Origin of the sequence: Actinosynnema pretiosum, from assembly GCF_024171695.1 — a bacterium.
GTDB classification, from domain to species: Bacteria; Actinomycetota; Actinomycetes; order Mycobacteriales; family Pseudonocardiaceae; genus Actinosynnema; species Actinosynnema pretiosum.
In genome coordinates this window covers 396,690-418,305 of record NZ_JAMTCF010000003.1, presented here as the reverse complement: position 1 = coordinate 418,305, position 21,616 = coordinate 396,690, and the positions used below count along the sequence as shown (strand labels likewise).

General features: G+C 73.4%; 23 protein-coding genes. 9 read left to right on the top strand and 14 right to left on the bottom strand.

All coding sequences use genetic code 11. The annotated features are described in order from the left end of the window. The first annotated feature begins 38 nt into the window (after positions 1-38). The 4 genes from LV78_RS08295 to LV78_RS08280 are packed head-to-tail and all read left to right on the top strand — an operon-like array spanning position 39 to position 3,725. Positions 39-956 carry an ROK family protein gene (locus LV78_RS08295; protein ID WP_253844123.1) on the top strand — a complete coding sequence of 306 codons (918 nt, stop codon included), beginning with the start codon at positions 39-41 and terminating at the stop codon, positions 954-956. Further along, positions 953-2,110, top strand: a complete 1,158-nt coding sequence (nagA, locus tag LV78_RS08290; RefSeq protein ID WP_253844122.1) for an N-acetylglucosamine-6-phosphate deacetylase — start codon at positions 953-955, stop codon at positions 2,108-2,110. The genes LV78_RS08295 and nagA overlap by 4 nt, the downstream gene beginning before the upstream one ends. Positions 2,111-2,114: 4 nt before the next feature. Further along, complete coding sequence (locus tag LV78_RS08285) at positions 2,115-2,966, top strand: hypothetical protein (protein ID WP_253844121.1); 852 nt, start codon at positions 2,115-2,117, stop codon at positions 2,964-2,966. 9 nt (positions 2,967-2,975) lie between these two features. After that, positions 2,976-3,725, top strand: a complete 750-nt coding sequence (locus tag LV78_RS08280; RefSeq protein ID WP_253844120.1) for a DedA family protein — start codon at positions 2,976-2,978, stop codon at positions 3,723-3,725. Between the two features lie 24 nt (positions 3,726-3,749). Here LV78_RS08280 and LV78_RS08275 read toward each other — a convergent pair whose 3' ends face one another. Next, positions 3,750-5,135 carry an FAD-binding oxidoreductase gene (locus LV78_RS08275; protein ID WP_253844119.1) on the bottom strand — a complete coding sequence of 462 codons (1,386 nt, stop codon included), beginning with the start codon at positions 5,133-5,135 and terminating at the stop codon, positions 3,750-3,752. 118 nt (positions 5,136-5,253) lie between these two features. Between LV78_RS08275 and LV78_RS08270 the strand changes: the two genes are divergently transcribed. Continuing rightward, a complete protein-coding gene (locus LV78_RS08270; RefSeq protein WP_253844118.1) occupies positions 5,254-5,928 on the top strand; it encodes a DedA family protein in 675 nt (224 codons plus the stop codon). 30 nt (positions 5,929-5,958) lie between these two features. On the opposite strand, the gene LV78_RS08265 is transcribed toward LV78_RS08270, so the two are convergent. Both LV78_RS08265 and LV78_RS08260 read right to left on the bottom strand, forming a co-directional pair. After that, a complete protein-coding gene (locus LV78_RS08265; RefSeq protein ID WP_253844117.1) occupies positions 5,959-6,594 on the bottom strand; it encodes a nucleoside/nucleotide kinase family protein in 636 nt (211 codons plus the stop codon). Next, positions 6,576-7,532, bottom strand: coding sequence for a PfkB family carbohydrate kinase (locus LV78_RS08260; protein WP_253844116.1), 957 nt, complete (start codon positions 7,530-7,532; stop codon positions 6,576-6,578). Before LV78_RS08260 ends, LV78_RS08265 begins: the two co-directional genes overlap by 19 nt. Positions 7,533-7,610: 78 nt before the next feature. On the opposite strand from LV78_RS08260, the gene LV78_RS08255 reads away from it, so the two are divergent. Next, the gene (locus LV78_RS08255) at positions 7,611-8,558 is read left to right on the top strand and encodes a LacI family DNA-binding transcriptional regulator (RefSeq protein ID WP_253844341.1); all 948 of its coding nucleotides are present in this window, start codon (positions 7,611-7,613) and stop codon (positions 8,556-8,558) included. A 110-nt stretch (positions 8,559-8,668) separates the two neighbouring features. Here the strand turns inward: LV78_RS08255 and LV78_RS08250 are convergent, their stop codons facing one another. The 5 genes from LV78_RS08250 to pyrE all read right to left on the bottom strand — a co-directional run bounded on the left by LV78_RS08250 (position 8,669) and on the right by pyrE (position 12,292). Then, positions 8,669-9,784, bottom strand: a complete 1,116-nt coding sequence (locus LV78_RS08250; RefSeq protein WP_253844115.1) for a glycoside hydrolase family 76 protein — start codon at positions 9,782-9,784, stop codon at positions 8,669-8,671. Between the two features lie 24 nt (positions 9,785-9,808). Continuing rightward, the gene (locus LV78_RS08245) at positions 9,809-10,510 is read right to left on the bottom strand and encodes a TrmH family RNA methyltransferase (protein ID WP_253844114.1); all 702 of its coding nucleotides are present in this window, start codon (positions 10,508-10,510) and stop codon (positions 9,809-9,811) included. Positions 10,511-10,556: 46 nt separating this feature from the next. Continuing rightward, positions 10,557-10,949 (bottom strand): DUF2784 domain-containing protein, encoded by a 393-nt coding sequence (locus tag LV78_RS08240; RefSeq protein ID WP_253844113.1) that lies wholly within the window; start codon positions 10,947-10,949, stop codon positions 10,557-10,559. Positions 10,950-11,025: 76 nt separating this feature from the next. After that, the gene (locus tag LV78_RS08235; RefSeq protein ID WP_253844112.1) at positions 11,026-11,736 is read right to left on the bottom strand and encodes a hypothetical protein; all 711 of its coding nucleotides are present in this window, start codon (positions 11,734-11,736) and stop codon (positions 11,026-11,028) included. Position 11,737: 1 nt separating this feature from the next. Further along, positions 11,738-12,292: an orotate phosphoribosyltransferase gene (pyrE, locus tag LV78_RS08230; protein WP_015805608.1), complete on the bottom strand. Its 555-nt coding sequence runs from the start codon at positions 12,290-12,292 to the stop codon at positions 11,738-11,740. Positions 12,293-12,358: 66 nt separating this feature from the next. Here pyrE and LV78_RS08225 point away from each other — a divergent pair, with 66 nt between their 5' ends. Further along, positions 12,359-12,913 carry a hypothetical protein gene (locus LV78_RS08225; protein WP_253844111.1) on the top strand — a complete coding sequence of 185 codons (555 nt, stop codon included), beginning with the start codon at positions 12,359-12,361 and terminating at the stop codon, positions 12,911-12,913. 35 nt (positions 12,914-12,948) lie between these two features. Here the strand turns inward: LV78_RS08225 and LV78_RS08220 are convergent, their stop codons facing one another. From LV78_RS08220 to clpB, 6 genes are all read right to left on the bottom strand, one after another. Next, the gene (locus LV78_RS08220; RefSeq protein ID WP_253844110.1) at positions 12,949-13,353 is read right to left on the bottom strand and encodes a hypothetical protein; all 405 of its coding nucleotides are present in this window, start codon (positions 13,351-13,353) and stop codon (positions 12,949-12,951) included. Continuing rightward, on the bottom strand, positions 13,350-14,270 hold the full coding sequence (locus LV78_RS08215) for a WXG100 family type VII secretion target (protein WP_253844109.1): 921 nt from the start codon (positions 14,268-14,270) through the stop codon (positions 13,350-13,352). The genes LV78_RS08220 and LV78_RS08215 overlap by 4 nt, the downstream gene beginning before the upstream one ends. Further along, a complete protein-coding gene (locus LV78_RS08210; RefSeq protein WP_253844108.1) occupies positions 14,267-14,620 on the bottom strand; it encodes a hypothetical protein in 354 nt (117 codons plus the stop codon). The genes LV78_RS08215 and LV78_RS08210 overlap by 4 nt, the downstream gene beginning before the upstream one ends. Before the next feature lie 150 nt (positions 14,621-14,770). Further along, positions 14,771-15,550, bottom strand: a complete 780-nt coding sequence (locus LV78_RS08205; RefSeq protein ID WP_253844107.1) for an SDR family NAD(P)-dependent oxidoreductase — start codon at positions 15,548-15,550, stop codon at positions 14,771-14,773. After that, positions 15,547-16,251 (bottom strand): TtfA family protein, encoded by a 705-nt coding sequence (locus LV78_RS08200; protein WP_253844106.1) that lies wholly within the window; start codon positions 16,249-16,251, stop codon positions 15,547-15,549. Before LV78_RS08200 ends, LV78_RS08205 begins: the two co-directional genes overlap by 4 nt. A 161-nt stretch (positions 16,252-16,412) precedes the next feature. After that, the gene (gene clpB / locus LV78_RS08195; protein ID WP_253844105.1) at positions 16,413-18,995 is read right to left on the bottom strand and encodes an ATP-dependent chaperone ClpB; all 2,583 of its coding nucleotides are present in this window, start codon (positions 18,993-18,995) and stop codon (positions 16,413-16,415) included. 351 nt (positions 18,996-19,346) lie between these two features. Between clpB and LV78_RS08190 the strand changes: the two genes are divergently transcribed. Both LV78_RS08190 and LV78_RS08185 read left to right on the top strand, forming a co-directional pair. Next, positions 19,347-19,730 carry a VOC family protein gene (locus tag LV78_RS08190; RefSeq protein ID WP_253844339.1) on the top strand — a complete coding sequence of 128 codons (384 nt, stop codon included), beginning with the start codon at positions 19,347-19,349 and terminating at the stop codon, positions 19,728-19,730. A 466-nt stretch (positions 19,731-20,196) separates the two neighbouring features. Continuing rightward, a complete protein-coding gene (locus LV78_RS08185; protein WP_253844104.1) occupies positions 20,197-21,300 on the top strand; it encodes an FAD-binding oxidoreductase in 1,104 nt (367 codons plus the stop codon). The last annotated feature ends 316 nt before the right edge of the window (positions 21,301-21,616 follow it).

Sequence of the window (21,616 nt, the reverse complement as noted above, 5' to 3'; positions counted from 1 at the left end):
TAGACCAATGACGGGTGCATGGCGCAGTATCGGTCCCCGTGGCGCGAACCCAGCACGTGATCGCCGTCGACGTCGGCGGCACCGAGACGAAAGCCGCGCTGGTCGAGGCCTCCCCCGAGGGAGCCCGACCGGTGCGCGAGCTGCGCGTCCCCACCCCGCGCCGCGACACCGGCGAGGCGACCGCGCGCGCCGTCGTGGCCGAGGTCGCGGACCTCGCCAAGCGCTTGCGCGGCGCCGACGAGCCCGCCGCGATCGGCCTGGTCGTCCCCGGTCTGGTGGACGAGGCGAGCGGCACGGGCGTCTACTCCGCCAACCTCGGCTGGCGCGACTTCCCCTTCGCCGCCGAGACCGCCGCGGCCTCCGGGCTCCCGGTCGCCTTCGGCCACGACGTGCGCGCGGGCGGTCTCGCCGAGCTGCGCCTCGGCGCGGCCAGGGGCTCGCGCAACGCCGTCGTGCTGCCCATCGGCACCGGCATCGCCGCCGCGCTGGTCGTGGACGGCCGGGTGCGGGCCCTGCCCGGCGAGGTCGGGCACGTGGACGTCGGGCACGGCGACCCGTGCGGGTGCGGGCAGACCGGGTGCGTCGAGGCGCGGGCGTCGTCGGCGGCCATCGCCAGGCGGTACTCCTCCCTGACCGGGCGCGCGGTCGCGGGAGCCGCCGACGTGGCCGCGCTCCTCCGGGCGGGCGATCCCGCCGCGGCGGCGGTGTGGCGCGAGGCGGTGGACGCCCTGGCCAGGGGCATCCTGCTGGTGGCCGCGCTGCTCGGCCCTGAGCTGGTGGTGCTGGGCGGCGGGCTGGCGCTGGCCGGTCCGCTGCTCACCGACCCCCTGCGGGGGCGGCTGGACGAGCTCGCCTCGTTCCAGCGGCTCCCGGAACTGCGGCTGGCGGAGCTGGGCGACGGGGCGGGATGCCTCGGGGCCGCGCTGCTGGCCATCGACATGCTGGAGGAGACATGAGCACGTGGGGTGGACCGGTGGACGTGACCCTGGCGGGAGGTCGGGTCGTCACGCCGGACGGGGTGCTCGACGACGGGTGGGTGGCGGTCCGGGACGGCCGGATCGCGGCGGTGGGCTCCGGGGCCGCTCCCGACGGCCCGGTGACCGACCTCGGCGGGGCGCTGCTGGTGCCCGGCTTCATCGACATCCACTGCCACGGGGGCGGCGGTGAGGCGTTCACCAGCGGGGACCCGGACAAGGTGCGCAAGGCCGCCGACGCGCACCGCAGGCGCGGCACGACGACGATGCTGGCCAGCCTGGTGTCCCGACCGGTGCCGGAGCTGGCCGGGCAGGTCGCCGCGCTGGCCGAGCTGGTGGACGACGGCGTGGTCGCGGGCGTGCACCTGGAGGGGCCGTTCCTGTCGGCGGCGCGCTGCGGCGCGCACGACCCGGCGATCCTGTGCCCGCCGGACCGGGGCTCGCTGGACGCGCTGCTGCGCGCGGGCCGGGGCGCGGTGCGGATGGTGACGGTGGCCCCCGAGCTGGAGCACGCCGTGGACGCGGTGCGGCACCTGGTGGACAGCGGCGCGATCGCCGCGATCGGGCACACCGACGCCACCGAGGCGCAGGTGCGGCCCGCCGTGGACGCGGGCGCGACGGTCGCGACGCACCTGTTCAACGGGATGCGCCCGCTGCACCACCGCGAGCCGGGCCCGATCGGCGCGCTGCTGGACGACGAGCGGGTCACCGTCGAGCTGATCTGCGACCTGGTGCACCTGCACCCGACGACCGTGCGGCTGGCCGCGCGGCACGCGGGCGCGGGGCGGACGGTGCTGGTCACGGACGCGATCGCGGCGGCGGGCGTCGGCGACGGCGTGTACGACATCGGCGGGCTGGAGGTGCGCGTGGTGGACGGCGTGCCGACGCTGGCGGGCGGCGGTTCGCTCGCGGGCAGCACGCTGACCATGGACGCGGCGTTCCGCAACGCGGTCACCGGCTGCGGGCTGGACGTGGTGGAGGCCGTGCGCGCCACCTCGGCCAGGCCCGCCGAGCTGCTGGGGCTGGCCGGGGAGACGGGCCGGATCGCCGAGGGCCTGGCCGCCGACCTGGTGGTGCTGGACGCCGACCTGCGGCCCCGCGAGGTGATGAGCCGGGGCGCCTGGGTGAAAGACTGACCCCGTGCCCGATGAGCAGGAGAAGCCGGTGGCCGAGGCGTCGAGCGCCGAGGCCACCGGCGGTGGTCTGCCCGCAGCCGAGGCCGCGGACCCCGCCACCGCACCCGCCCAGCCGACAGCCGAGAAGCCGACCGCCGAGAAGCCGGGGGCGGCCGACGCCGAGGCCCCGGAGGCGGCAGGCGCCGCGCCCGTGACGGCGACCGGACCGGAGCAGGCCGAATCCGGGGAACCGGAGGCAGGCCCCTCGGACGGTGAGCCGGAGGCCGGGGGCCCGGCGGAGCCGACCCCGGAGACAGCGGCCGTCGCGGAACCGGAACCCGAGCCCGAGGCGCCCGCGAAGACGGCCGAGGCGGCCGAGGAGGACGGGGCCGAGCGCGGGACCGCAGCGGCGTCCGCCCCGGAGCCGGAATCCGCGCCCGCGCCGAGCGCCGAACCCGAGCCCGACCCGGTTCCCGCGCCCGTGGAGGCACCCGCCGCCGGTCCGAGCGAAGACCCCACCCCTGAGGTCACGCTCAGTGACGAGCCTCCCGCCGATCCAGCGTCCCCCGCTCCGGCGGCACCCGCCCCCGAGGACCCGACCGACACCTCCGGCAGCGGTGGTTTCGCCGACCTCCCGCCCGCGCTCCACGCGCTCCGCGTCCCCCCGTTCCACTCCCGCACGGACGAGCACGGGAACCCGGCCTACCCGGACCACCCCGACTTCCTCGACCCTGGCGACCCGGACATCGCGGACTACTCGGACGAAGCGCTCGAAACGCACAAAACCCCAGCTCTACCGGCTGGTTGGGTGCTGCTGCTGTCGGTGCTGCTCGGCCTCGCGGCGGGCACCGTCGCCGCCGTCATCACCCTGAGTTGAGCCTGTACCGTGGTCGAGGTGACGGTCGCGCCCACCACTTCGGTCGCCCTCGGCCCGGACTGGCTCAACCCCGAGTACCTGCTGAACGGACTGGGTCCGTACATGCTGGTCGGGCTGTGCTTCATCATCTTCGCGGAGTGCGGCCTGCTGGTCGGCTTCTTCCTGCCCGGTGACTCCCTGTTGTTCACCTCGGGCCTCTTCGTCGCGAACGGACTGCTGGACTACCCGCTCTGGTTGGTCTGCGTGCTCCTGACCGCGTGCGCGTTCATCGGCAACGTCGTCGGCTACTGGATCGGCCACCGCGCCGGTCCGGCGCTGTTCGCGAAGCCGGATTCCAAGATCTTCAAGAAGGAGTACGTCGACAAGACGACGGGGTTCTTCGACAAGTACGGCGCCCGCGCGATCGTGATGGCGCGGTTCGTGCCGATCGTGCGCACCTTCATCACCGCCATGGCGGGCGTCGGCCGCATGGACGCCAAGAAGTTCTTCACCTACTCCCTGGTCGGCGGCGCGGCCTGGGCCGCGGGCCTGACGATCCTGGGCTACTTCCTCGGCCAGATCGAGTTCGTCCGGAACAACATCGAGATGATGCTGATCCTGATCGTGCTGATCTCGGTCGTGCCGATCATCATCGAGTTCATCAAGGCCCGGCGCGAGAACAAGTCCCTCGTCGAGGCCGAGGCGGACGACATCACCCAGCAGTTCCAGCAGGTCTCCGACCCGGAGGCCACCCAGCACATCCGCCGGATCGAGGGCTGACCGAACCCCGTCCGAGCGCCCCGGTCAGCCCTCCTCGCGGAGGCTGAACATCGAACCGGGGTTGAACAGCCCCTGCGGGTCCAGCACGCGCTTCAGGTCGCGGTGGACCCGCAGGGCGACGGGCCCGGCCTCGCGCTCCAGCCAGGCCTGCTTGACCTTCCCCACGCCGTGCTCGCCGGTGACCGTGCCGCCGAGCGCGAGCCCCAGTTCGAGGATGCGCTCGAACGCCGCGAGCGCCCGCGCGGCCTCGTCGGCCGACGTCGGGTCGTAGACGATCGTCGGGTGCATGTTGCCGTCCCCGGCGTGCCCCACCACCGCGATCCGCAGCCGCACCTCCTCGGCGATCGCCTCGCACCCGGTGATGAGGTCGGCGATCCGGGTCCTGGGCACGCACACGTCGTCCGTCAGCCAGGTCCCGTAGACCTCCAGCGCGGTCAGCACCGCCCGCCGCGCGGCCAGCAGGTCGGCGCCCTCGGCCGGGTCGTCGGTGGTGTGCACCAGCTCGGCGCCCGCCGCCTCGCACACCCGCGCCACCTCGCCCAGCTCGCGCAGCGCGGCCTCGCCGCCCGAGTCCGACTGGCACAGCAGCACCGCGGCCCCCGCGTTCAGGTCGGTCCGCAGGTACCGCTCCACGGCCTGGACGGACGTGCGGTCCATGATCTCCATCAGCGACGGCACGACGCCTGCGCGCACCACCCCGGCGACCGCCGCCCCCGCGGCCGAGGTGCTGTCGAACGTGGCGACCAGCGTGGCCGGGGCCTGCGGCAGGGGGCGCAGCGCGAGGGTGGCCTGGGTGATGACGCCGAGGGTGCCCTCGCTGCCGACGAAGAGCTTGGTCAGGTCGTAGCCCGCGACGCCCTTGACCGTGCGGCGGCCGGTCCTGAGCAGCTCGCCACTGGCCAGCACGACCTCCAGCCCGAGCACCGAGTCGGTGGTGACGCCGTACTTGACGCAGCACAGCCCGCCCGCGTTCGTGGCCAGGTTGCCGCCGATCGTGCACCAGTCGTAGCTGGACGGGTCGGGCGGGTAGAACAGCCCGTGCGCCTCCACCGCCTTGCGCAGGTCGAGGTTGACCACGCCGGGCTCGACCACGGCCAACCGGTTCGCCGGGTCGATCTCCACGATCGCGTTCATCCGCGTGGTGACCAGCACGACGCAGCCCGGCAGGGCGTTGGCCGCCCCGGACAGCCCGCTGCCCGCGCCGCGCGGCACGATCGGCACCCCGGCCGCCGCGCACGCCCTGACCACGTCCCGCACCTGCTCCGCCGTGGACGGCAGCACCACCGCCAGCGGGGACCCGTGGGGGGCGAGCGGCATCATGTCCCGCTCGTAGGCCGAGGTGACGTCGGTGTCGGTCAGCACGGCCGCGGGTCCGACGGCGGTGCGGAGCTCGGCCAGAAGAGGCTCCATCCCCCCACGTTAGGGACAGCCGGGCGCGAGCGCGACCACCGCGCGTCACCGAACTTTCGGCAACACGATGTGCCGAGATCGCCGTGCGGAGCCGTCCGGCCCACGTACCCTGCGTTGCGTGGTGCTGTCCGCTTCGACCCAAGCCGCCGGGATCTTCTCCTTGGACCAGGCAGGTCCCCTCGCGGTGTGGGTGATCACCCTCAGCTTCGTGTTCTTCGAGTGCGCGTTCATCTTCGGGCTGTTCCTGCCCGGCGACTCGCTGCTGTTCGCGGCGGGCGTCGTGCTGGCCCAGCACGACAGCGAGCTGAGCGCCTGGCTGCTGTCGGCCGCCGCGATGGTGGTGGCGGTGGTGGGCAACCAGATCGGCTACTACATCGGCCGCACCGGTGGCACCCGGCTGCTCGCCAGGCGCGGCGGGAAGATCCTGAACAAGGAGAACCTGGAGCGGGCGCGCGAGTTCCTGGACCGCCGGGGGTTCTGGGCGATCGTGCTGGCCAGGTGGATCCCGTGGATCCGCACGTTCGCGCCGATGATCGCGGGCGCGGCCGGGATGAACCCGAGGCGGTTCGCGCTGGCCACCACGGTGGGCGCGCTGGCCTGGGTGCCGACCCTGGTGCTCGCGGGCTACTACGCGGCGGGCCTGCTCACGGCGGTGCCGTGGCTGGAGACGGCCGCCGTCGTGGTGAGCGTCGCGTTCTTCGTGATCGGCACCGGCGTCGGCGTGTGGCGCTACCGCCAGGAGGTGCGCAAGCCGGTGGACGAGACGGTCGAGGACGTCGCCGCGCAGCGCTGACCCACCGGCCTCCGCTCAGCGCGCCGCCGCTCAGCGCACTTCCGCGATCACCAGGTCGGCCCCCGCGCTGGACGAGTTCACCATGAGCGCGTTGACGTGGTCGCTGCCGCGCAGCACACGCTCGCGCGCCTCGGCCTCGGGCCTGCCGTAGCGGACGTGCCGCTCGACCAGCCGCCGCACCCGCAGGTCCTCGTCGATCCGCAGGAACCAGGCCTCGTCCAGCACGAGCCGGACCCGCTTCCACTTCTCGTACTGGAGCAGCAGGTAGTTCCCCTCGGTGACCACGAGCGGCACGGTCGGGTCGACCGGCACCGCGCAGGCCACCGGCTCCTCGATCTCTCGGCGGAACTCCGGCGCGTACACCACGTCGGGGCCGTGCGCCTTGAGCCTGCCGAGCAGGTCGGCGTAGCCGGACACGTCGAACGTGTCCGGCGCGCCCTTGCGCTCGGCCGCGCCCAGCCGCTCCAGCTCCCGCTGCGCGAGGTGGAAGCCGTCCATCTCGACCAGGGCCGCGTCCGCGCCCAGCTCGTCCACCAGCCTCCTGGCCAGGGTCGACTTGCCCGACCCCGGCGCGCCGCCGATGCCGAGCACCCGCCGCTCACCGGTCTTCGCGAGCGCTCTCGCCCGCTCGACCAGCTCCTCGAACCTCACCCGCTGTCCCGCCACCGCCACAACTCCTCGACCCAGCGCTCGGCCGGGTTGCGCACCCGGACCGCCGCGACCTCGTTGGCCCACGCGACGGCCCGCGCCACCGGTTCGCGCCGCGCGAGGGCGACCGCCAGCGCGCCGTGCCACACGTCGCCCGCACCGTTGGTGTCCCGCACCGGAACCGGGGTCACCGGGACCTCGCCCGTCGAAACCACCGGGCCGTCGTGCGGCCCGGCGCTCCCCGCCGGGGTCGTGCCCGCCCAGGCCGCGTCCGGCCCCGCTGCTCGGGGGCCGGAGGGCGCCGGTTCGGCGGTGGTGCGGTTCGACCAGGTCACGGGGAGGGCGCCGCGCGTCCGGATCACCAGCGGCACGCCCCGGTCGTGCACCGCGCGCTCGGTCAGCGGGAAGGCTGCCGAGCAGGCGGCGACGTCCACCAGCGGCAGCAGGTCGTCCAGGACAGGCTTCCAGCTCCCGGCGTCCAGCACCACCGGCACGCCGCGCTCGCGCGCCGAGCGGGCGGCGGCGAGCGCCAGCGGGCCGAGGTGGCCGTCGAGCAGCAGCACGTCCGCCTCGGCGACCCGGTCTGGCAGGTCGGCGGGCACGGCGGGCAGGTGGCCGCCCGCGTTGCGGGACACGACGGTGCGCTCGCCGTCGCCCGCCCGCACCACGACCATGCTGAGCGCGATCCGGAAGCCGTCGGGGGCGGCGTCGACCACCTCGACGCGGCGGTCGGCGAGGCCGCGCAGGGCGAGCGCGCCGAGCGGGTCGGCGCCGGTGGCGGTGACCAGGACGGCGCGGTGGCCGAGCGCGGCGACGGCGGTGGCCGCGTTGGCGGCGGGACCGCCGGGTGACGTGAAAGCGGCGAGGGACTGCATCTTTTCGCCCGGTTCCGGGAAGTCTTCCACCTGTTGGGTGACATCGACGGTCGTCAGCCCGACACACAGGACAACTGCCACGCGTGCTCGCTCCCTGGTCGGTAGGGTCCGCACGCAATCGCTTGCGACAGTGCGAACGGGGGCTGGTTCGTGGTCACCATGCGGGAGGTCGCGGGTCTCGCCGGGGTGTCGATCACCACCGTCTCACACGTGGTGAACGAGACCAGGTCGGTGGCGGGGAGCACGCGCGACCGGGTGCTCAAGGCCATCGAGGAGACCGGGTACACCGGGGACGCGATCGCGCGGTCGCTGGTCACCGGCGGCACGAAGTCGCTGGGGCTGGCGGTGTCGCTGGAGTCGCACCCGTACTTCGCGGAGCTGATCGCGGCGATCGAGGCCGAGGCGACGGCGGCGGGCTACGCGCTGGTGCTGATCGACACGCGGGAGAGCGCGGAGTCGGAGCAGGCGGCGGTGCGGGTGCTGCGCTCGCGGCGGGTCGACGGGGTGCTGCTGACGCCGACGTCGGGCAGCGCGGCGCTGCCGGAGCTGCGGCGGCTGGGCGTGCCGACGGTGCTGGTGGACCGGCTGGTGGTGGCCAAGGACCTGGACCAGGTGGGACCGGAGAACGTGCAGGCCACGTCGTCGCTGGTCAAGCACGTGGCCGAGCTGGGGCACCGGCGGATCGGACTGGTCACCGGCGCGCCGGGGCTGGCCACGACGGACGAGCGGGTGCTCGGCTACCGGCTGGGGCTCGGCCGGGCCGGGCTGGCCTGGGACGAGGACGTGGTGCGCACCTCGCTGGGGCCGCTGCTGGGCTCGGTGACGGCGGTGGTGGTCGGCGGGCACCAGGCGCTGGTGGACGTGCTGCGGGAGGCGCGGGCGCGGAACGTGCGGATCGGCTCGGACCTGGCGCTGGTGGCGTACGACGAGGTGGAGTGGGCCGAGCTGGTCGACCCGCCGCTGACCGCGCTGGCGCAGCCGGTGGAGGAGATCGGGCGCACGGCGGTGCGGCTGCTGCTGTCCAGGATCACCGAGCCGGAGCGGGCCCCGGAGACGATCCGGCTGGCCCCCGAGCTGCGGCACCGCAGCTCGTGCGGGTGCCGCTGAGCGCGCGGGTGCCGCTGAGCGCGCGTCGCGCAGCGGTGCGAGCGACCCCGTGACCGCCGCACCACGACCCCGAACCGCCGCTCGGCCGCCGTTGGGCCCCTCTGCTCTGATCACCCCCGCGCCGTGAGCCGCCGCTGCGGCACCTTCCCGCGCTCCTCCAGCAGCGCCGCCGCCTCCAGCACCATCCACCCGCCGAGCTGCACCGACAGGTCCCGCTCGGCCGCCCCCGCCTCGGGCCTGCCGGTGGGCCGCCCCCAGTCGGGCCCGAACAGCGGCCCGGACACGGCGGCGGACCGGTTGGTCCACGCCGCCTCCGCCGAGGCGGTCACCAGCTCGGCCGCCAGCACCGCCTCCGGCCGGTCCAGGTGCAGCGCGGCCTGCGCGAGGTAGCGGGCGAGGATGCCGCTGAACAGCCCGCCGTCGCCACCGCCGTGGCCGCGCAGCACCCGGTCCGCCGCCAGCTCCCGGTCGACGCCCGCGACCACCCGCGCCGCCCGGTCCGCCCAGCGCGGGCCACCGCCCGAGCGCGCGATCTCCAGGCAGGCGCCGAGGTGCACGCCCTGGCAGTAGGTGTAGAGCACCCGCTCGACCTCGCGGACGGAGCCGTCGGGGCGCAGGTGCAGCCCGTCCCAGACCAGCCCCGTTCCGGGGTCGGCGAGGTTGTCCTCCACCCAGTCCACGATCGACCGGGCGCGGCCGAGGTCGGCGCGGTCGCCGCTCGCGCGGGCCCTGCGGGCGAAGAAGATCGCGGCGGGGCCGTTGGCGGGCACGTTCTTGAAGTCGTCCCCCCTGCGCCACCACAGCCCGCCGCCGCCGTGGTCGGTCAGGCCGTCGCGCAGCCGGGCGGCGACGGCGTCGAGGGCGCGCTGCCGGTGGACGCCGATGCCCGCCGCGCGCTGCAGGGCGAGGCCGAGCCAGGCGACGTCGTCGTAGTAGTCGTTGGTCCAGCCGCTCAGGTTGCGCACCCGCAGGCCGCGCACCAGGTGCTCGACCAGGGTGGCCCTGGACAGGCGCGGGGCGCGCAGCTGGGCGTCGACGACGCAGTCGACGAGGTGCGCCTGCCACCAGTAGCCGAAGCTCCGGTGCGCGCGGGCCCCCAGGTCGGGCGGCCAGGCGTTGAGCCCCAGCGCGGTGCCGGGCAGCCCCCAGACGCTGCGCAGGTGCCTGGACCGGATCGCGCGCTCGGCCACCCCGGCGCGGGCGGCGTGCAGCTTCGGCGTCGTCACCCGGCCAGTGTGCCCACGGATCGATCACGTCGCCCGTCGGAGCAGGTCCCAGTGGTAGAGCGCCATCGCGACGCTGGTGGTCAGGTTGTAGCTGGACACCAGCGGGCGCATCGGCAGCGACACCACCCGGTCGGCGCGGGCGCGGGTGCGCTCGGACAGCCCGTGCCGCTCCGAGCCGAACGCCAGGACGGCGCCGTCCGGGAACCGCACCCGGTCCACCGGCTCGCCGCCCGCGTCGAACGCGAACAGCTCGCCCTCCAGCGCGGCCGGGTCGTCCACCCGCGCGACCGGCAGCGCGTAGTGCAGCCCGGCGCTGCCGCGCAGCACGGTCGGGTGCCACGGGTCGACGTCGCCGGTCGACACCACGCCGCTCGCGCCGAGGCCCGCCGCGACCCGCACGACCGCGCCGAGGTTGCCCAGGTTGCGCGGGTTGTCCAGCAGCACCAGCGGGGCGGGCCGGTCGGCGCCCGGCACGGCGGCGGCGGGCCTTGCGGCGAACCCGGCGACGCCGGTGGGGTGGGCGCGGCCGGTCCGGCGGACCAGCTCGGCGGTGGTGACCGGTTCGACGGCGGCGAACGCGGCGACCAGGTCGGGCGCGTGCGAGCGGGCCAGCGCGAGCACGGCGTCCCGGTCGGTCAGCAGCACCTCGCGGACCGCGCCCGCGCCGCCGAAGCGCAGCGCGTGCTTGACCGCGTGGAAACCCTCCAGCAGCACTTCCCCGGCCACGCGGCTCCAGTCACTCGAACGGCCGGGCCATCGTAGGCGACGCGGTTCAGCGCGGTGACGGCTCGGCGGCCTCCTCGCGCGCCGCCGAGCGCTGCCCGTGCCCGGCGGCCAGCGAGATCCACGAGCCGAGGACCAGCACCGCCACCACCACCTGCACCGGCGTGCCCAGCGACTCCGGGTAGAGCACGCCGTCGATGTAGGTGTCGATGAAGCCCCTGGTGAGCGCTGGCTGCCCGCCGAGCACGCGCAGCTCGTTCTCCAGCATCGTCAGCGGGCAGTCCAGCGCGAACACCACCACGGACAGCCCCCACGCCGCCATCGCGGCGTGCGGGTAGATCAGCCAGTGCCACCTGCGGGCGAGGAACCCGCCGACGACCAGGAACGCCAGTGCGGCGAAGTGCAGCACCACGACGAGTTCGGCGAGCGCGAGAGCGACCATCCCCCGGAAACCTCCTGTACCTCGCAGCCTAGGAGTGACTACCCGGAGGCGGCCAGGAGGAATCACCCGTGCGGGATCACCCGCGCGGGAGCGACTGCCAGGGGACGCGGCCCGCCAGGTCGAGGAGCAGATCGGCGAGGTGACCGATGGGTGCCTGCAACAACGGTGCCTGGATGGCCGCGACGAGCTTGTGCTCGCCGAACAGGACGGCCACCCCGAGCGCGCGCGGCTCGTGCAGCAGCCACTGCGGCAACCCGCAGGCGAGCAGCGCGGTGGCGAACGCCGGGTTCTTCCTGCGCAGCTCGTAGCGGGCGTCGAACGCCTCGTCGCCGGTCGTGGTGAACTGCTCGAACAGCCCCCACACGCCGTCCTCGCGCGGGCTGATCAGCACCCACGGCCCCGGCATCGGCCGGGGCACGACCACCGCCGTGTAGGTGCGGTAGTCGCTGGTCCTGCCGTTCTGCGCGCGCAGCACCAGCTCGACGGCGAGCACCGGCACGCCGCGCCAGTGCCCGACGAGCTGCGCCTTGATCCGGCCGGGGTCGGATTCGAGCATCCGGCCGATCTGCGGGACGCGCTCCCCGAAGCCCTGGTCCTCCGCCGTGTAGCGCAGGCCGGTCGTCGACTCCAGGGCGCGCATCCGCTGCTCCCACTCGCTGACGAACACCTGCGGCGCGGCGACCTGGCCGGGTCCGGTGGCCGGGACGCGGCGGTGCCGGGCGAAGCCCACGACGACCGCCGCGGCGAGGACCACCACCACGGCGGCGAGCAGGAGGACTGCGGTCATCTCACGCCAGCCCCAGGTCGGCGAGGTCGAGGAGGTAGCGGTAGGACAGGCCCTCCGCCTCGATGACCTCGCGCGCGCCGGTGCCCCGGTCGACCACCGTCACGACGCCGACGACGATCGCGCCCGCCTCGCGCAGCGCCTCCACGGCGGTCATGACGCTGCCGCCGGTCGTGGAGGTGTCCTCGACGGCGAGGACGCGCTTGCCCTCGACGTCGACGCCCTCGATGCGGCGCTGCATCCCGTGCTGCTTGGTCGCCTTGCGCACCACGAACGCGTCCAGCACCTCGCCGTCGGCGGCGGCCGAGTGCATGATCGCGCAGGCGACCGGGTCGGCGCCCAGGGTCAGGCCGCCCGAGGCGGCGTAGTCCCAGTCGGAGGTGAGCTGCCGCAGGAGCTTGCCGATGAGCGGGGCCGCGGCGTGGTGCAGGGTGGCCCTGCGCAGGTCGATGTAGTAGTCGGCCTCGGCGCCGGAGGACAGCGTGACCTTGCCGTGCACCACGGCCAACTCGCTCACCAGGCGGGCCAGCTCGGCCTTGGCGACGGCATCCAGAACCACTTCAGTTCGCACGGCTGCCAAGACTGTCACACGCGACCGGGTGACGCGCCCGTAAGGTGGCACACCGTGACCTTGCCCGATGTGCTGCTGGTCGAGCACCCCTGGTCGTTCACCGACCACCTGCTGAAGGTCCGCTACTCGGTGCGGGTCTACGCCGAGTCGGACGCGCCGCTGGCGCACACCGAGGACCTGGGCGGCCTGGGGCCGCTGGTGGCGCTGCGGCGCACCGCGTTCTCCGGCCGGACCGCCTTCCGGGTGGCGCTGTCGACGCCCGCCGGGCCGCTGCTGGAGGTGCGCAAGGGCTGGGGCGCGCCGCCCACCGAGGTGCTGCTGCCCGGTGGTCGCGCGCTCGGCTCGCTGCGCAAGGAGGGTGGCGGCGGGGTCGGGCTGCACGACGCCGCCGGGACGCGGTTGTGCGCGCTGGCGGACGTGGCCGGGATGTCCTACCGGCAGCTCGCGAAGCGGGACGGGGCGCGGATCCGCCGGGACGTGCTGCGGCTCCGGGGCGGGCTCGCGGAACCGGTGCGGTCGCTGGCGATCGCGGCCGGGGTGTTCTACGACGTGGTGCGCGGCGACGGGGTCAACCACACGAGCGGTGGGCCGGTCGACTCGCCGTTCTGAGGCGGGTGGGGGCGGGTCGAGAACCCGCCCCCGCGCTACCAGGCGTCCTCGGTGAACGAGCCGGGCTCGTCGCCGTCGCCGCCGCGCGCCAGGTCCTGCACGTCCTGGCCCTCGCGGATGGCGTTGTGGGCGCGCTTGAGGTCCGGGATGCCGGTGGCCATGGCCCGCCGCACGCCCTCGTCGTCCAGCGCCTTGCCCTCGGCGACGTCCTTCCAGGACAGCTCGCCCGCGTCGACCCGCTTGGCCAGGTCGCGCAGCGCCTGCGGGGCGCGCGGGTCGTTCGCGGCGCGGGAGATCTGGGCGAGGTCGGCGTCGGACAGGCCGCGCGAGGTGGTCCGCACCCGGGACGCCTCGGTGGCGGTCTTGATCAGCGCGGCGTTGCGCGCCTCCACGTCGGCGACGAGCGCGTCGAGCTTGGCCCTGTCGTAGGGGAAGGTCATTCCCCACCTCCGCCACCGGACGCGGGGGCGCCGGACTGGGCGGGCGGCGGTGACGTCGGCGGCGGGCTGGCGCCGGGGGGCGGCGCGGTGTACCGGGTGTTCGCCTTGTTGACCGACGACCCGAGCTTGTAGCTGTTCATCGCCACGCCGAGCGCCCCGGACTTGGCGGCGGACAGGCCGTCGCCGAACTTCTGCTGCCCGTCCTGGTAGGCGTCGAGCACGTCCAGCGCGTCGCCGACGTCCCGCACGTCCTTGAGCTTCATGAGCGCGGTGCCCATGCCCTTGAGGCCGTTGACCATGCCCTGGACGCCCTCGATGAGCGTCTGGATCGAGATGATGATCTTCCGGATGGCGTCGACGATCTGCACCGCGTCGTAGACCATCCACACCGCGCGGCCCCAGCCGACGACCGGGATCCACGCCGTCATGGCGGCCTCGACCAGCTTGCCGACCAGCTTGTCCAGCAGGCTCAGCGCGAGCCCGGTGGCGGTGCGGCAGGCCGAGGCGGTGGACTGGAACTGGTTGCCGACGATCCGCGCGACCTGCGAGTCGGCCTCGATCGCGACCACCCACAGGGTGCGCATCCTGGTCTCGAACGACTGCGCGGCGTCGCCGTCCCAGTGCGGGCCGAGCTGCCCGGCGCCCGCGTCCACGTTGTGCCGCACCGAGTCGAGCGACTTGGCGACCCGGTCCCAGGCGGCGGCGTTCGCGTCGATCTTCTCGAAGTCGCCGAGCAGCGGGTTGATCAGCGACTCGATCAGGTTCTCGCCGGTGACCTGCTCGTAGATCCAGTTGACGCCCTGGATCTTCCAGCCCGCCTTCTCGATGAGCTCCTTGGTGCTCTGGCGGCCCGGCCGGTCCTCGGGCGCGGCGGCCAGCGCGGTGGCCGGGTTCTCGACGTCGGCGTACGCGGTCACTCGCCACCCCCGACGGCGGGCGCCTCGGCGGCGGCCTCGAGCGCCTGCTGCACCTGGCTCAGCAGGGCCTTGGCGTGCGCGTCGACGGCCCGGTAGCTCTCGGCGGCCTGGTCCAGCGCGGCGGCTTCCTTGGTCATCATGGAGTTCGCGAACTCCAGGGTCTCGCCGTACAGCTCGGCGACGCCGGTGACGGCGGGGCGCAGCAGGGCGAGCAGGCCGGTGAAGCCCGAGGTGTCACCGCCCTTGGACACGGCGTGCTCCCTGATCGTCAGGAAGTGCCCGGCGTTGCGGGTCAGCAGCTCGCTGTACCCGCTCAGCTCATCAGGTTCGACGTGGAACCGCTCTCCCATGTTGCCCGTCCCTCTCCCGGTCGTGCGTGGCACTGGGACGGGAGCGCGGGCGAACGGGTTCCCACCTGGGGGAAGGTGCCCGAACTGCCCGTTTTCCGGGCCGCACGGGTGCGGTCAGGCAGGCGGTCCGGGACGTGTCCGGGGAGCAGGTCAGGTACGGCCCCGGCCGCCCATGACCCTGGAGGCGATCGCGCGCAGGAGCGACCTCGGCAGCAGGCCCGCGCCCGTGACGATCGCCTTGTACTGCGGGCTGGGGATGGAGACCACCTTGCCCGCGCGCAGGTCCGCCAGCGCCTCGTGCACGACCCGGTCGGCGTCCAGGTAGAACAGCTCCGGCGTCTTCGTCATGTCGATGCCCGCGCGCTCGTGGAACTCGGTGCGGGTGAAGCCGGGGCACAGCGCCATCACGCGCACACCGGTGCCCCGCGTCGACTCGGCCATGCCCTCGGAGAACATGGTCACCCACGCCTTGTCGGCGCTGTAGCTGCTGCCCCTGCCGGGGAGGAAGCTCGCGACGCTGGAGACGTTGACGACCGCGCCGGAGCGGCGGGCGACCATGCCGGGCAGCGCCGCGCGGGTCAGCCGCAGGACGCTGGTGACGTTGACGTCGAGCTGGGCCTGGAGCTGGTCCGCCTCGGCCTGGAAGAACTCGGCGGAGTTGGTGAAACCCGCGTTGTTGACCAGCAGGTCGACCTCGCTGCCCGCGAGCAGCTCCTCGACGGCCAGCCTGCCCTCGGCGGTGGACAGGTCGGCCGGGAACGCGGTGACCTCGACGCCGTGCCTGGCGCGCAGCTCCTGAGCTAGCGCCTCCAGGCGCTCGGCGGTCCTGGCCACCAGCACCAGGTCGTGCCCCTCGGCGGCCAACCGGCGGGCGAAGGCCGCGCCGAGGCCCGCGCTGGCCCCCGTGACGAGGGCGGTCGGGGCGCTCACTGCTTGCGCCCGAAGGACGGGCGGATCACTTCGCCGCTCCCGGAGCCGGGCGCGTCGTCCTGGTCGGCGTCGAACGGGTCGACGACGTCGGCCAGCTCGCCGAGGTCGCGCAGCAGCCGCTCGATCCGGGACGGGGTGGAGTTCGGCGGCGCGGCGGCCATCACCCAGTCGCCCTCCAGCCAGACCACGGTGACGTCGGCGCCGATCTCCTCGGCGGCGTCCACCAGGTCCGGGGTGATGAGCTTGCGGGCGGCGGGCACCTCGCTGACGAACGCGTAGCGGGAGCCGACCGGGCCGAGCAGGTCCGGCATCTGGTCGCGCTGGAAGGGGACGCTGTGCAGCCACAGCTCCACGACCACCGGCAGCGCCCTGCGGCAGCGCACGCCCACCAGGACCGAGTTGACCTTGTTGTTGGTCTCGTGGTCCAGGACGTAGACCTGGCGGCGGCCGTCGGCGGTGAACGTGGAGCCCGCGACGACGTCCTTGGCGGTGCCGGTGCCGTGGTAGGCGATGGCGCCGCTCTCCCAGCGGGAGGTCAGGACCTGGTCGGTCTCCTCGAACTGCCAGCCCCTGAGGGCAGCCCAGCGACGTCGCTCGCGGTTGCGCGCGGTCCGCTGCGCACGATCGGTCGCGATCAGTGCGAAGCCCGCAATGCCCGCCACCGCGGCGACGGTGAACCAGACCCACGCCGGTATGCCCACGGTGCTTGAGGGTAGCGGGAGGCGGGGCGGTAGCGAAGATCAGTGCGGCCTGTCGGGATGACGAATCGGCTTCGATCTTCCGGGGACCGGTCCGCGGGCGGTGTGGCAGGCGGGGTCCGGGGGTGGGGACGGCTCGTCCCCACCCCCGGACCGGTGAACCGTCAGACCTTGCCGACGATCAGGCCGGTCGCGTCGTCGAGCACGTCGACCCGGACCGCGTCGCCGTCCCGGACCTCGCCCGAGAGCAGCTCGCGCGCCAACTGGTCGCCGATCGACGACTGGACCAGCCTGCGCAGCGGGCGGGCGCCGTACACCGGGTCGAAGCCGTTGAGCGCCAACCACTCCCTGGCCGCCGGGGTGACCTCCAGGGTGAGCCTGCGCTGGGCGAGCCTGGCCGCGAGCTTGGCCACCTGGATGTCCACGATCGAGGTCAGCTCCTCGGTGGCGAGCGCGCGGAACACCACGACGTCGTCCAGCCGGTTGAGGAACTCGGGCTTGAAGTGGCCGCGCACCACCTGCATGACCGCGTCCTTGCGCCCGCGCTCGTCCAGCGACACGTCCGCGATCGCGTGCGAGCCGAGGTTCGAGGTGAGCACCAGGATCGTGTTGCGGAAGTCGACGGTGCGGCCCTGGCCGTCGGTGAGCCTGCCGTCGTCGAGCACCTGCAGGAGCACGTCGAACACGTCCGGGTGGGCCTTCTCGACCTCGTCCAGCAGCACCACCGAGTAGGGCCTGCGGCGGACCGACTCGGTCAGCTGGCCGCCCTGGTCGTAGCCGACGTAGCCGGGGGGCGCGCCGACCAGGCGGGCCACCGAGTGCTTCTCGGAGTACTCGCTCATGTCGATGCGGATCATCGCCCGCTCGTCGTCGAACAGGAACTGCGCCAGCGCCTTGGCCAGCTCGGTCTTGCCGACGCCGGTGGGGCCGAGGAACAGGAACGAGCCGGTGGGGCGGTCGGGGTCGGCGACACCCGCCCTGGTGCGGCGGACGGCGTCGGAGACGACCCGGACGGCCTCGGCCTGGCCGACCACGCGGCCGGTCAGCTCCTCCTCCATGCGCAGCAGCTTGGTGGTCTCGCCCTCCAGCATCCGGCCCGCCGGGATGCCGGTCCACGCGCTGACGACGTCGGCCACGTCGTCCGGGCCGACCTCCTCCTTGAGCATGACGGCGGCCTCCTGCGTGGTGCGGGTGGCCTCCTCCAGGTCCTTCTCCAGCACGGGGATGCGGCCGTAGCGCAGCTCGGAGGCCCGGCCGAGGTCGCCGTCGCGCTCGGCGCGCTCGGACTCGCCGCGCAGCTGCTCCAGCTGCTCCTTGAGCACCCGGACCTTGTCGATGGAGCCCTTCTCGTTCTGCCAGCGGGCGGTCAGCGCGGCCAGCGACTCGCGGCGCTCGGCCAGCTCGGCGCGCAGCGCGGCCAGCCGCTCGCGGGAGGCCTCGTCGGACTCCTTGGCCAGCGCCATCTCCTCGATCTCCAGGCGGCGCACGGCGCGCTCGACCTCGTCGATCTCGACCGGGCGGGAGTCGATCTCCATGCGGAGCCTGGAGGCGGCCTCGTCGACCAGGTCGATGGCCTTGTCGGGCAGGAAGCGGGCGGTGATGTAGCGGTCGGAGAGGGTGGAGGCGGCGACCAGGGCGGCGTCGGTGATGCGCACGCCGTGGTGCACCTCGTAGCGCTCCTTGAGGCCGCGCAGGATGCCGATGGTGTCCTCGACGGAGGGCTCGCCGACGAGGACCTGCTGGAAGCGGCGCTCCAGCGCCGGGTCCTTCTCCACGTGCGAGCGGTACTCGTCCAGGGTGGTGGCGCCGACCAGGCGCAGCTCGCCGCGCGCCAGCATGGGCTTGATCATGTTGCCCGCGTCCATCGCCGACTCGCCGGTCGCGCCCGCGCCGACGATGGTGTGCAGCTCGTCGATGAAGGTGATGACCTGGCCGGCCGAGTCGGTGATCTCCTTGAGGACGGCCTTGAGCCGCTCCTCGAACTCGCCCCGGTACTTGGCGCCCGCGACCATCGAGCCGAGGTCGAGGGAGACCACGCGCTTGCCGCGCAGCGACTCGGGCACGTCACCGGCCACGACGCGCTGGGCCAGGCCCTCCACGATCGCGGTCTTGCCGACGCCGGGCTCGCCGATGAGCACCGGGTTGTTCTTGGTGCGCCGGGACAGCACCTGGACGACGCGGCGGATCTCCGAGTCGCGGCCGATCACCGGGTCCAGCTCGCCCCTGCGGGCGCGGGCGGTGAGGTCGACGCCGTACTTCTCCAGCGCCTTGTAGGTGCCCTCGGGGTCGGGGCTGGTGACGCGGGCCGAGCCGCGCACCTTCTCGAACGCCTCGCGCAGCGCCTCCGGGTTCGCGCCGTGGCGGCGCAGCAGGTCGGCGACCTGGCCGCCGTGCTGGGCGAGCCCGACGAGCAGGTGCTCGGTGGAGACGTACTCGTCGCCCATCTCGGTGGCGAGCTCCTGGGCCCTGGCGAGCACCCGGACGGCGTCGCGGGAGAACTGCGGCGCGGAGACCGAGGAGCCGCTGGCGGCGGGCAGCGTCCGGCTGAGCTGCTCCAGCTCCTTGCGGATCACGCCGGGGTCGGCGCCGACGGCCGTCAGCAGGGGCGCGGCCAGGCCCTCGCCCTGCGCGAGGAGCGCGCCGAGCAGGTGGACGGGGCCGACGTCCGGGTTGCCCGCGATCGTCGCCGCCTGCACCGCCGCGGACACCGCCTGCTGGCTCTTGGTGGTCGGGTTGAAAGCGTCCATTCCTCACCTCGGTCGACTCAGCCCTGATGCGCGACCAGCGTCCCGCACCGGTCGTCACCCTGCTCAACGTCAGAAAAGTTGAGCCCGTTCCGCTCAACCTGGCGAGAGCATTGTGACATGAGTCATAGCCGAAGTCGTGGAGGTGGGGCGCGACGACAGGTCGAGCGGTGTTCCGGGTGCGGCCGGGGTGCAGCTGGGGTGCGGGCGAGGGTGCGGCTGGGGATGCAGGCTGGGATGCAGGTGGGGATGCAGGTGGGGATGCAGGTGGATGCGGGTGGGATGCAGGCGGGGATGCGGGCTGGGATGCGGACGGGGATGCGGACGGGCGGCTCGCGGTCGATGATCTTCAGCATGGCTTCCCTGGTGCGACACCTGACCTTCGACTGCGCCGACCCGTGGGCGCTGGCCACCTTCTGGACCGGGATCACCGGCGGCGCGCTGGGCGACGGCGACGAGCCGGGGGAAGACGAGGTCGAGGTGGTGTGGCGGGAGGGCGTGAACCTGCTGTTCATCCGGGTCCCGGAGGGCAAGGCCGCGAAGAACCGGGTGCACCTGGACCTCCAGCCGCACGACCGGACCCGCGACGAGGAGGTCGAGCGGGTGCTGGCGTTCGGTGCGACCCTGGTGGACGACCGGCGCGACGAGGACGGCACCGGCTGGGTGGTGCTCGCGGACCCCGAGGGCAACGAGTTCTGCGTCGTGCGGAGCACTGCGGAGCGTGTTCTCACCCCGTGAGAGCGTCACCCGCTCGGACCAGCAGCTTTTCCACAGCGATGTCCGAGTTATCCACAATCCGCAGGTCGCTATCCACAGGCCTGACGAGATGATCACTCACGGAGCGCGTTCGCAGGTCCACCCGTGTGAGGGAGGGGTGCGGCAAGCGGCCAAACGGTGTAGGACAAGTCTCACCCTGTTGCGCAGGCCACGATCAAGGTACAACCGAAGTTGAATGATCCCTCGAAGGATCGAGCTCCGCGTTACACAACGAAGTCGTACTGCACTCAAAGGTGGCATCAAGGAGTCAACCACCCAGTTGACGGGTTAGTGTCGCAGCGTCGGGGTTGGATGCTTGACGAGGACGTAGCGCCGTTGCAGGCGCCGCAACAAACGTGGAGACTGCGCCCGGACCATGACTGCGAACGCTGTGTTGAGCCCCATCCCGAGCCCGCCGCACCGCGAACCTCCTCCGGGTGTCACCGCCATGGTGCGGCTGATCCGGGAGAGCTTCGCGGTCGTCGAGTCGCGCGCCGACGATGTGGCCAAGTTCTTCTACGGAATGCTGTTCAGCCTGGCGCCTGCGACCCGCGAGATGTTCCCCGCGAACATGGAGGTGCAGCGGAGCAGGCTGCTGCGGGCGCTGGTCCACGTGGTGCAGATGGTCGACAGACCCGACGACCTGATCCCCTTCCTGAGGCAGCTGGGGCGCGACCACCGCAAGTTCGGCGTGGTCAGCTCGCACTACGAGTCGGTCGGGACCGCGCTGCTCGCCGCGATCAAGAAGTACGCGGGCGAGGCGTGGACGCCGCAGGTCGAGATGGCCTGGGCCGAGGCCTACACGATCATGGCCAGGGCCATGCAGGAGGCCGCGCACGCCGACGAGGGCCCCGCGTACTGGCACGCGACGGTGCTGGAGCACCAGCGGGTGAGCTGGGACCTCGCGGTGGTCAGGTTGCAGCCGGACCACCCGGTGAACTACCGGGCCGGGCAGTACGTGTCCGTGGAGACGCCCCAGCGGGCGAGGCTGTGGCGGTACTTCTCGCCCGCCAACGCGCCGCGCGAGGACGGGATCATCGAGTTCCACATCCGGTCCGTCGAGGGCGGGTGGGTGAGCCGGTCGATCGTCGGGCACACGCAGCCGGGGGACGTCTGGCGCATCGGGCCGCCGATGGGGCGGTTGAGCGTGAACCGGACGTCCGGGAACAACGTGCTGATGATCGCCGGTGGGACCGGGATCGCGCCGATGCACGCGATGCTGGACGAGATGGCGCAGTGGGGGGAGAACCCGAAGACGCACCTGTTCATCGGGGGGCGGACGAGGGAGGACCTGTACGACCTGGACAACCTGCAGCGGATGGCGAGCGCCAACCCGTGGTTGTCGATCGTGCCGGTGTTGGAGAACGACCCTGGGGCGCGAGGGGTCGAGCAGGGGACGTTGGCGGACGTGGTGACGCGGTACGGGGCTTGGGAGGACCGCGACGTGCTGGTGTGCGGGTCGCCGTCGATGATCCGGGCCACGGTGTCGAGGATGCTGGTCGCGGGGACGCCGCTTGACCGGATCAAGTACGACCCGTTCACGTTGGATTAGTGGGTTGCGGGCGAAGGGCAAGAGCTCAGGGTGAAGATCAAGAGCTGAAGAGCTCGCCTCGCCGGCGGGGCAGACCTCCAAAAAAGAGGGACACGAGCTCTGCCGGCCGGTGACCGTTGGTCTTGTGGTCCCGTTTACCACTGCGGTGGGCGGGGTCCCTCTTCTCCGTGTGGCCTCCTTTCAGGCAAGCACAGGCGTCAAGACGCCGTTTGACCAGGCAGTCTGCCGTGGCGATGCGGCGGCATCTTGACACCTGCGCTCGGGCTTCGCCAGGCCACACGGAGAAGAGGGACGCGGGATGGGGCGGCTGCGGGCT

What these genes read in the sequence shown, in the direction of transcription:
- nagA (WP_253844122.1), top strand. Translation starts at nt 953, where the DNA reads ATGAGCACGTGGGGTGGACCGGTGGACGTGACCCTGGCGGGAGGTCGG.
- LV78_RS08275 (WP_253844119.1), bottom strand. Translation starts at nt 5,135, where the DNA reads ATGGAGCCTCTTCTGGCCGAGCTCCGCACCGCCGTCGGACCCGCGGCC.
- LV78_RS08255 (WP_253844341.1), top strand. Translation starts at nt 7,611, where the DNA reads ATGCGGGAGGTCGCGGGTCTCGCCGGGGTGTCGATCACCACCGTCTCA.
- LV78_RS08240 (WP_253844113.1), bottom strand. Translation starts at nt 10,949, where the DNA reads ATGGTCGCTCTCGCGCTCGCCGAACTCGTCGTGGTGCTGCACTTCGCC.
- LV78_RS08235 (WP_253844112.1), bottom strand. Translation starts at nt 11,736, where the DNA reads ATGACCGCAGTCCTCCTGCTCGCCGCCGTGGTGGTGGTCCTCGCCGCG.
- LV78_RS08220 (WP_253844110.1), bottom strand. Translation starts at nt 13,353, where the DNA reads ATGACCTTCCCCTACGACAGGGCCAAGCTCGACGCGCTCGTCGCCGAC.
- LV78_RS08210 (WP_253844108.1), bottom strand. Translation starts at nt 14,620, where the DNA reads ATGGGAGAGCGGTTCCACGTCGAACCTGATGAGCTGAGCGGGTACAGC.
- clpB (WP_253844105.1), bottom strand. Translation starts at nt 18,995, where the DNA reads ATGGACGCTTTCAACCCGACCACCAAGAGCCAGCAGGCGGTGTCCGCG.
- LV78_RS08190 (WP_253844339.1), top strand. Translation starts at nt 19,347, where the DNA reads ATGGCTTCCCTGGTGCGACACCTGACCTTCGACTGCGCCGACCCGTGG.
- LV78_RS08185 (WP_253844104.1), top strand. Translation starts at nt 20,197, where the DNA reads ATGGTGCGGCTGATCCGGGAGAGCTTCGCGGTCGTCGAGTCGCGCGCC.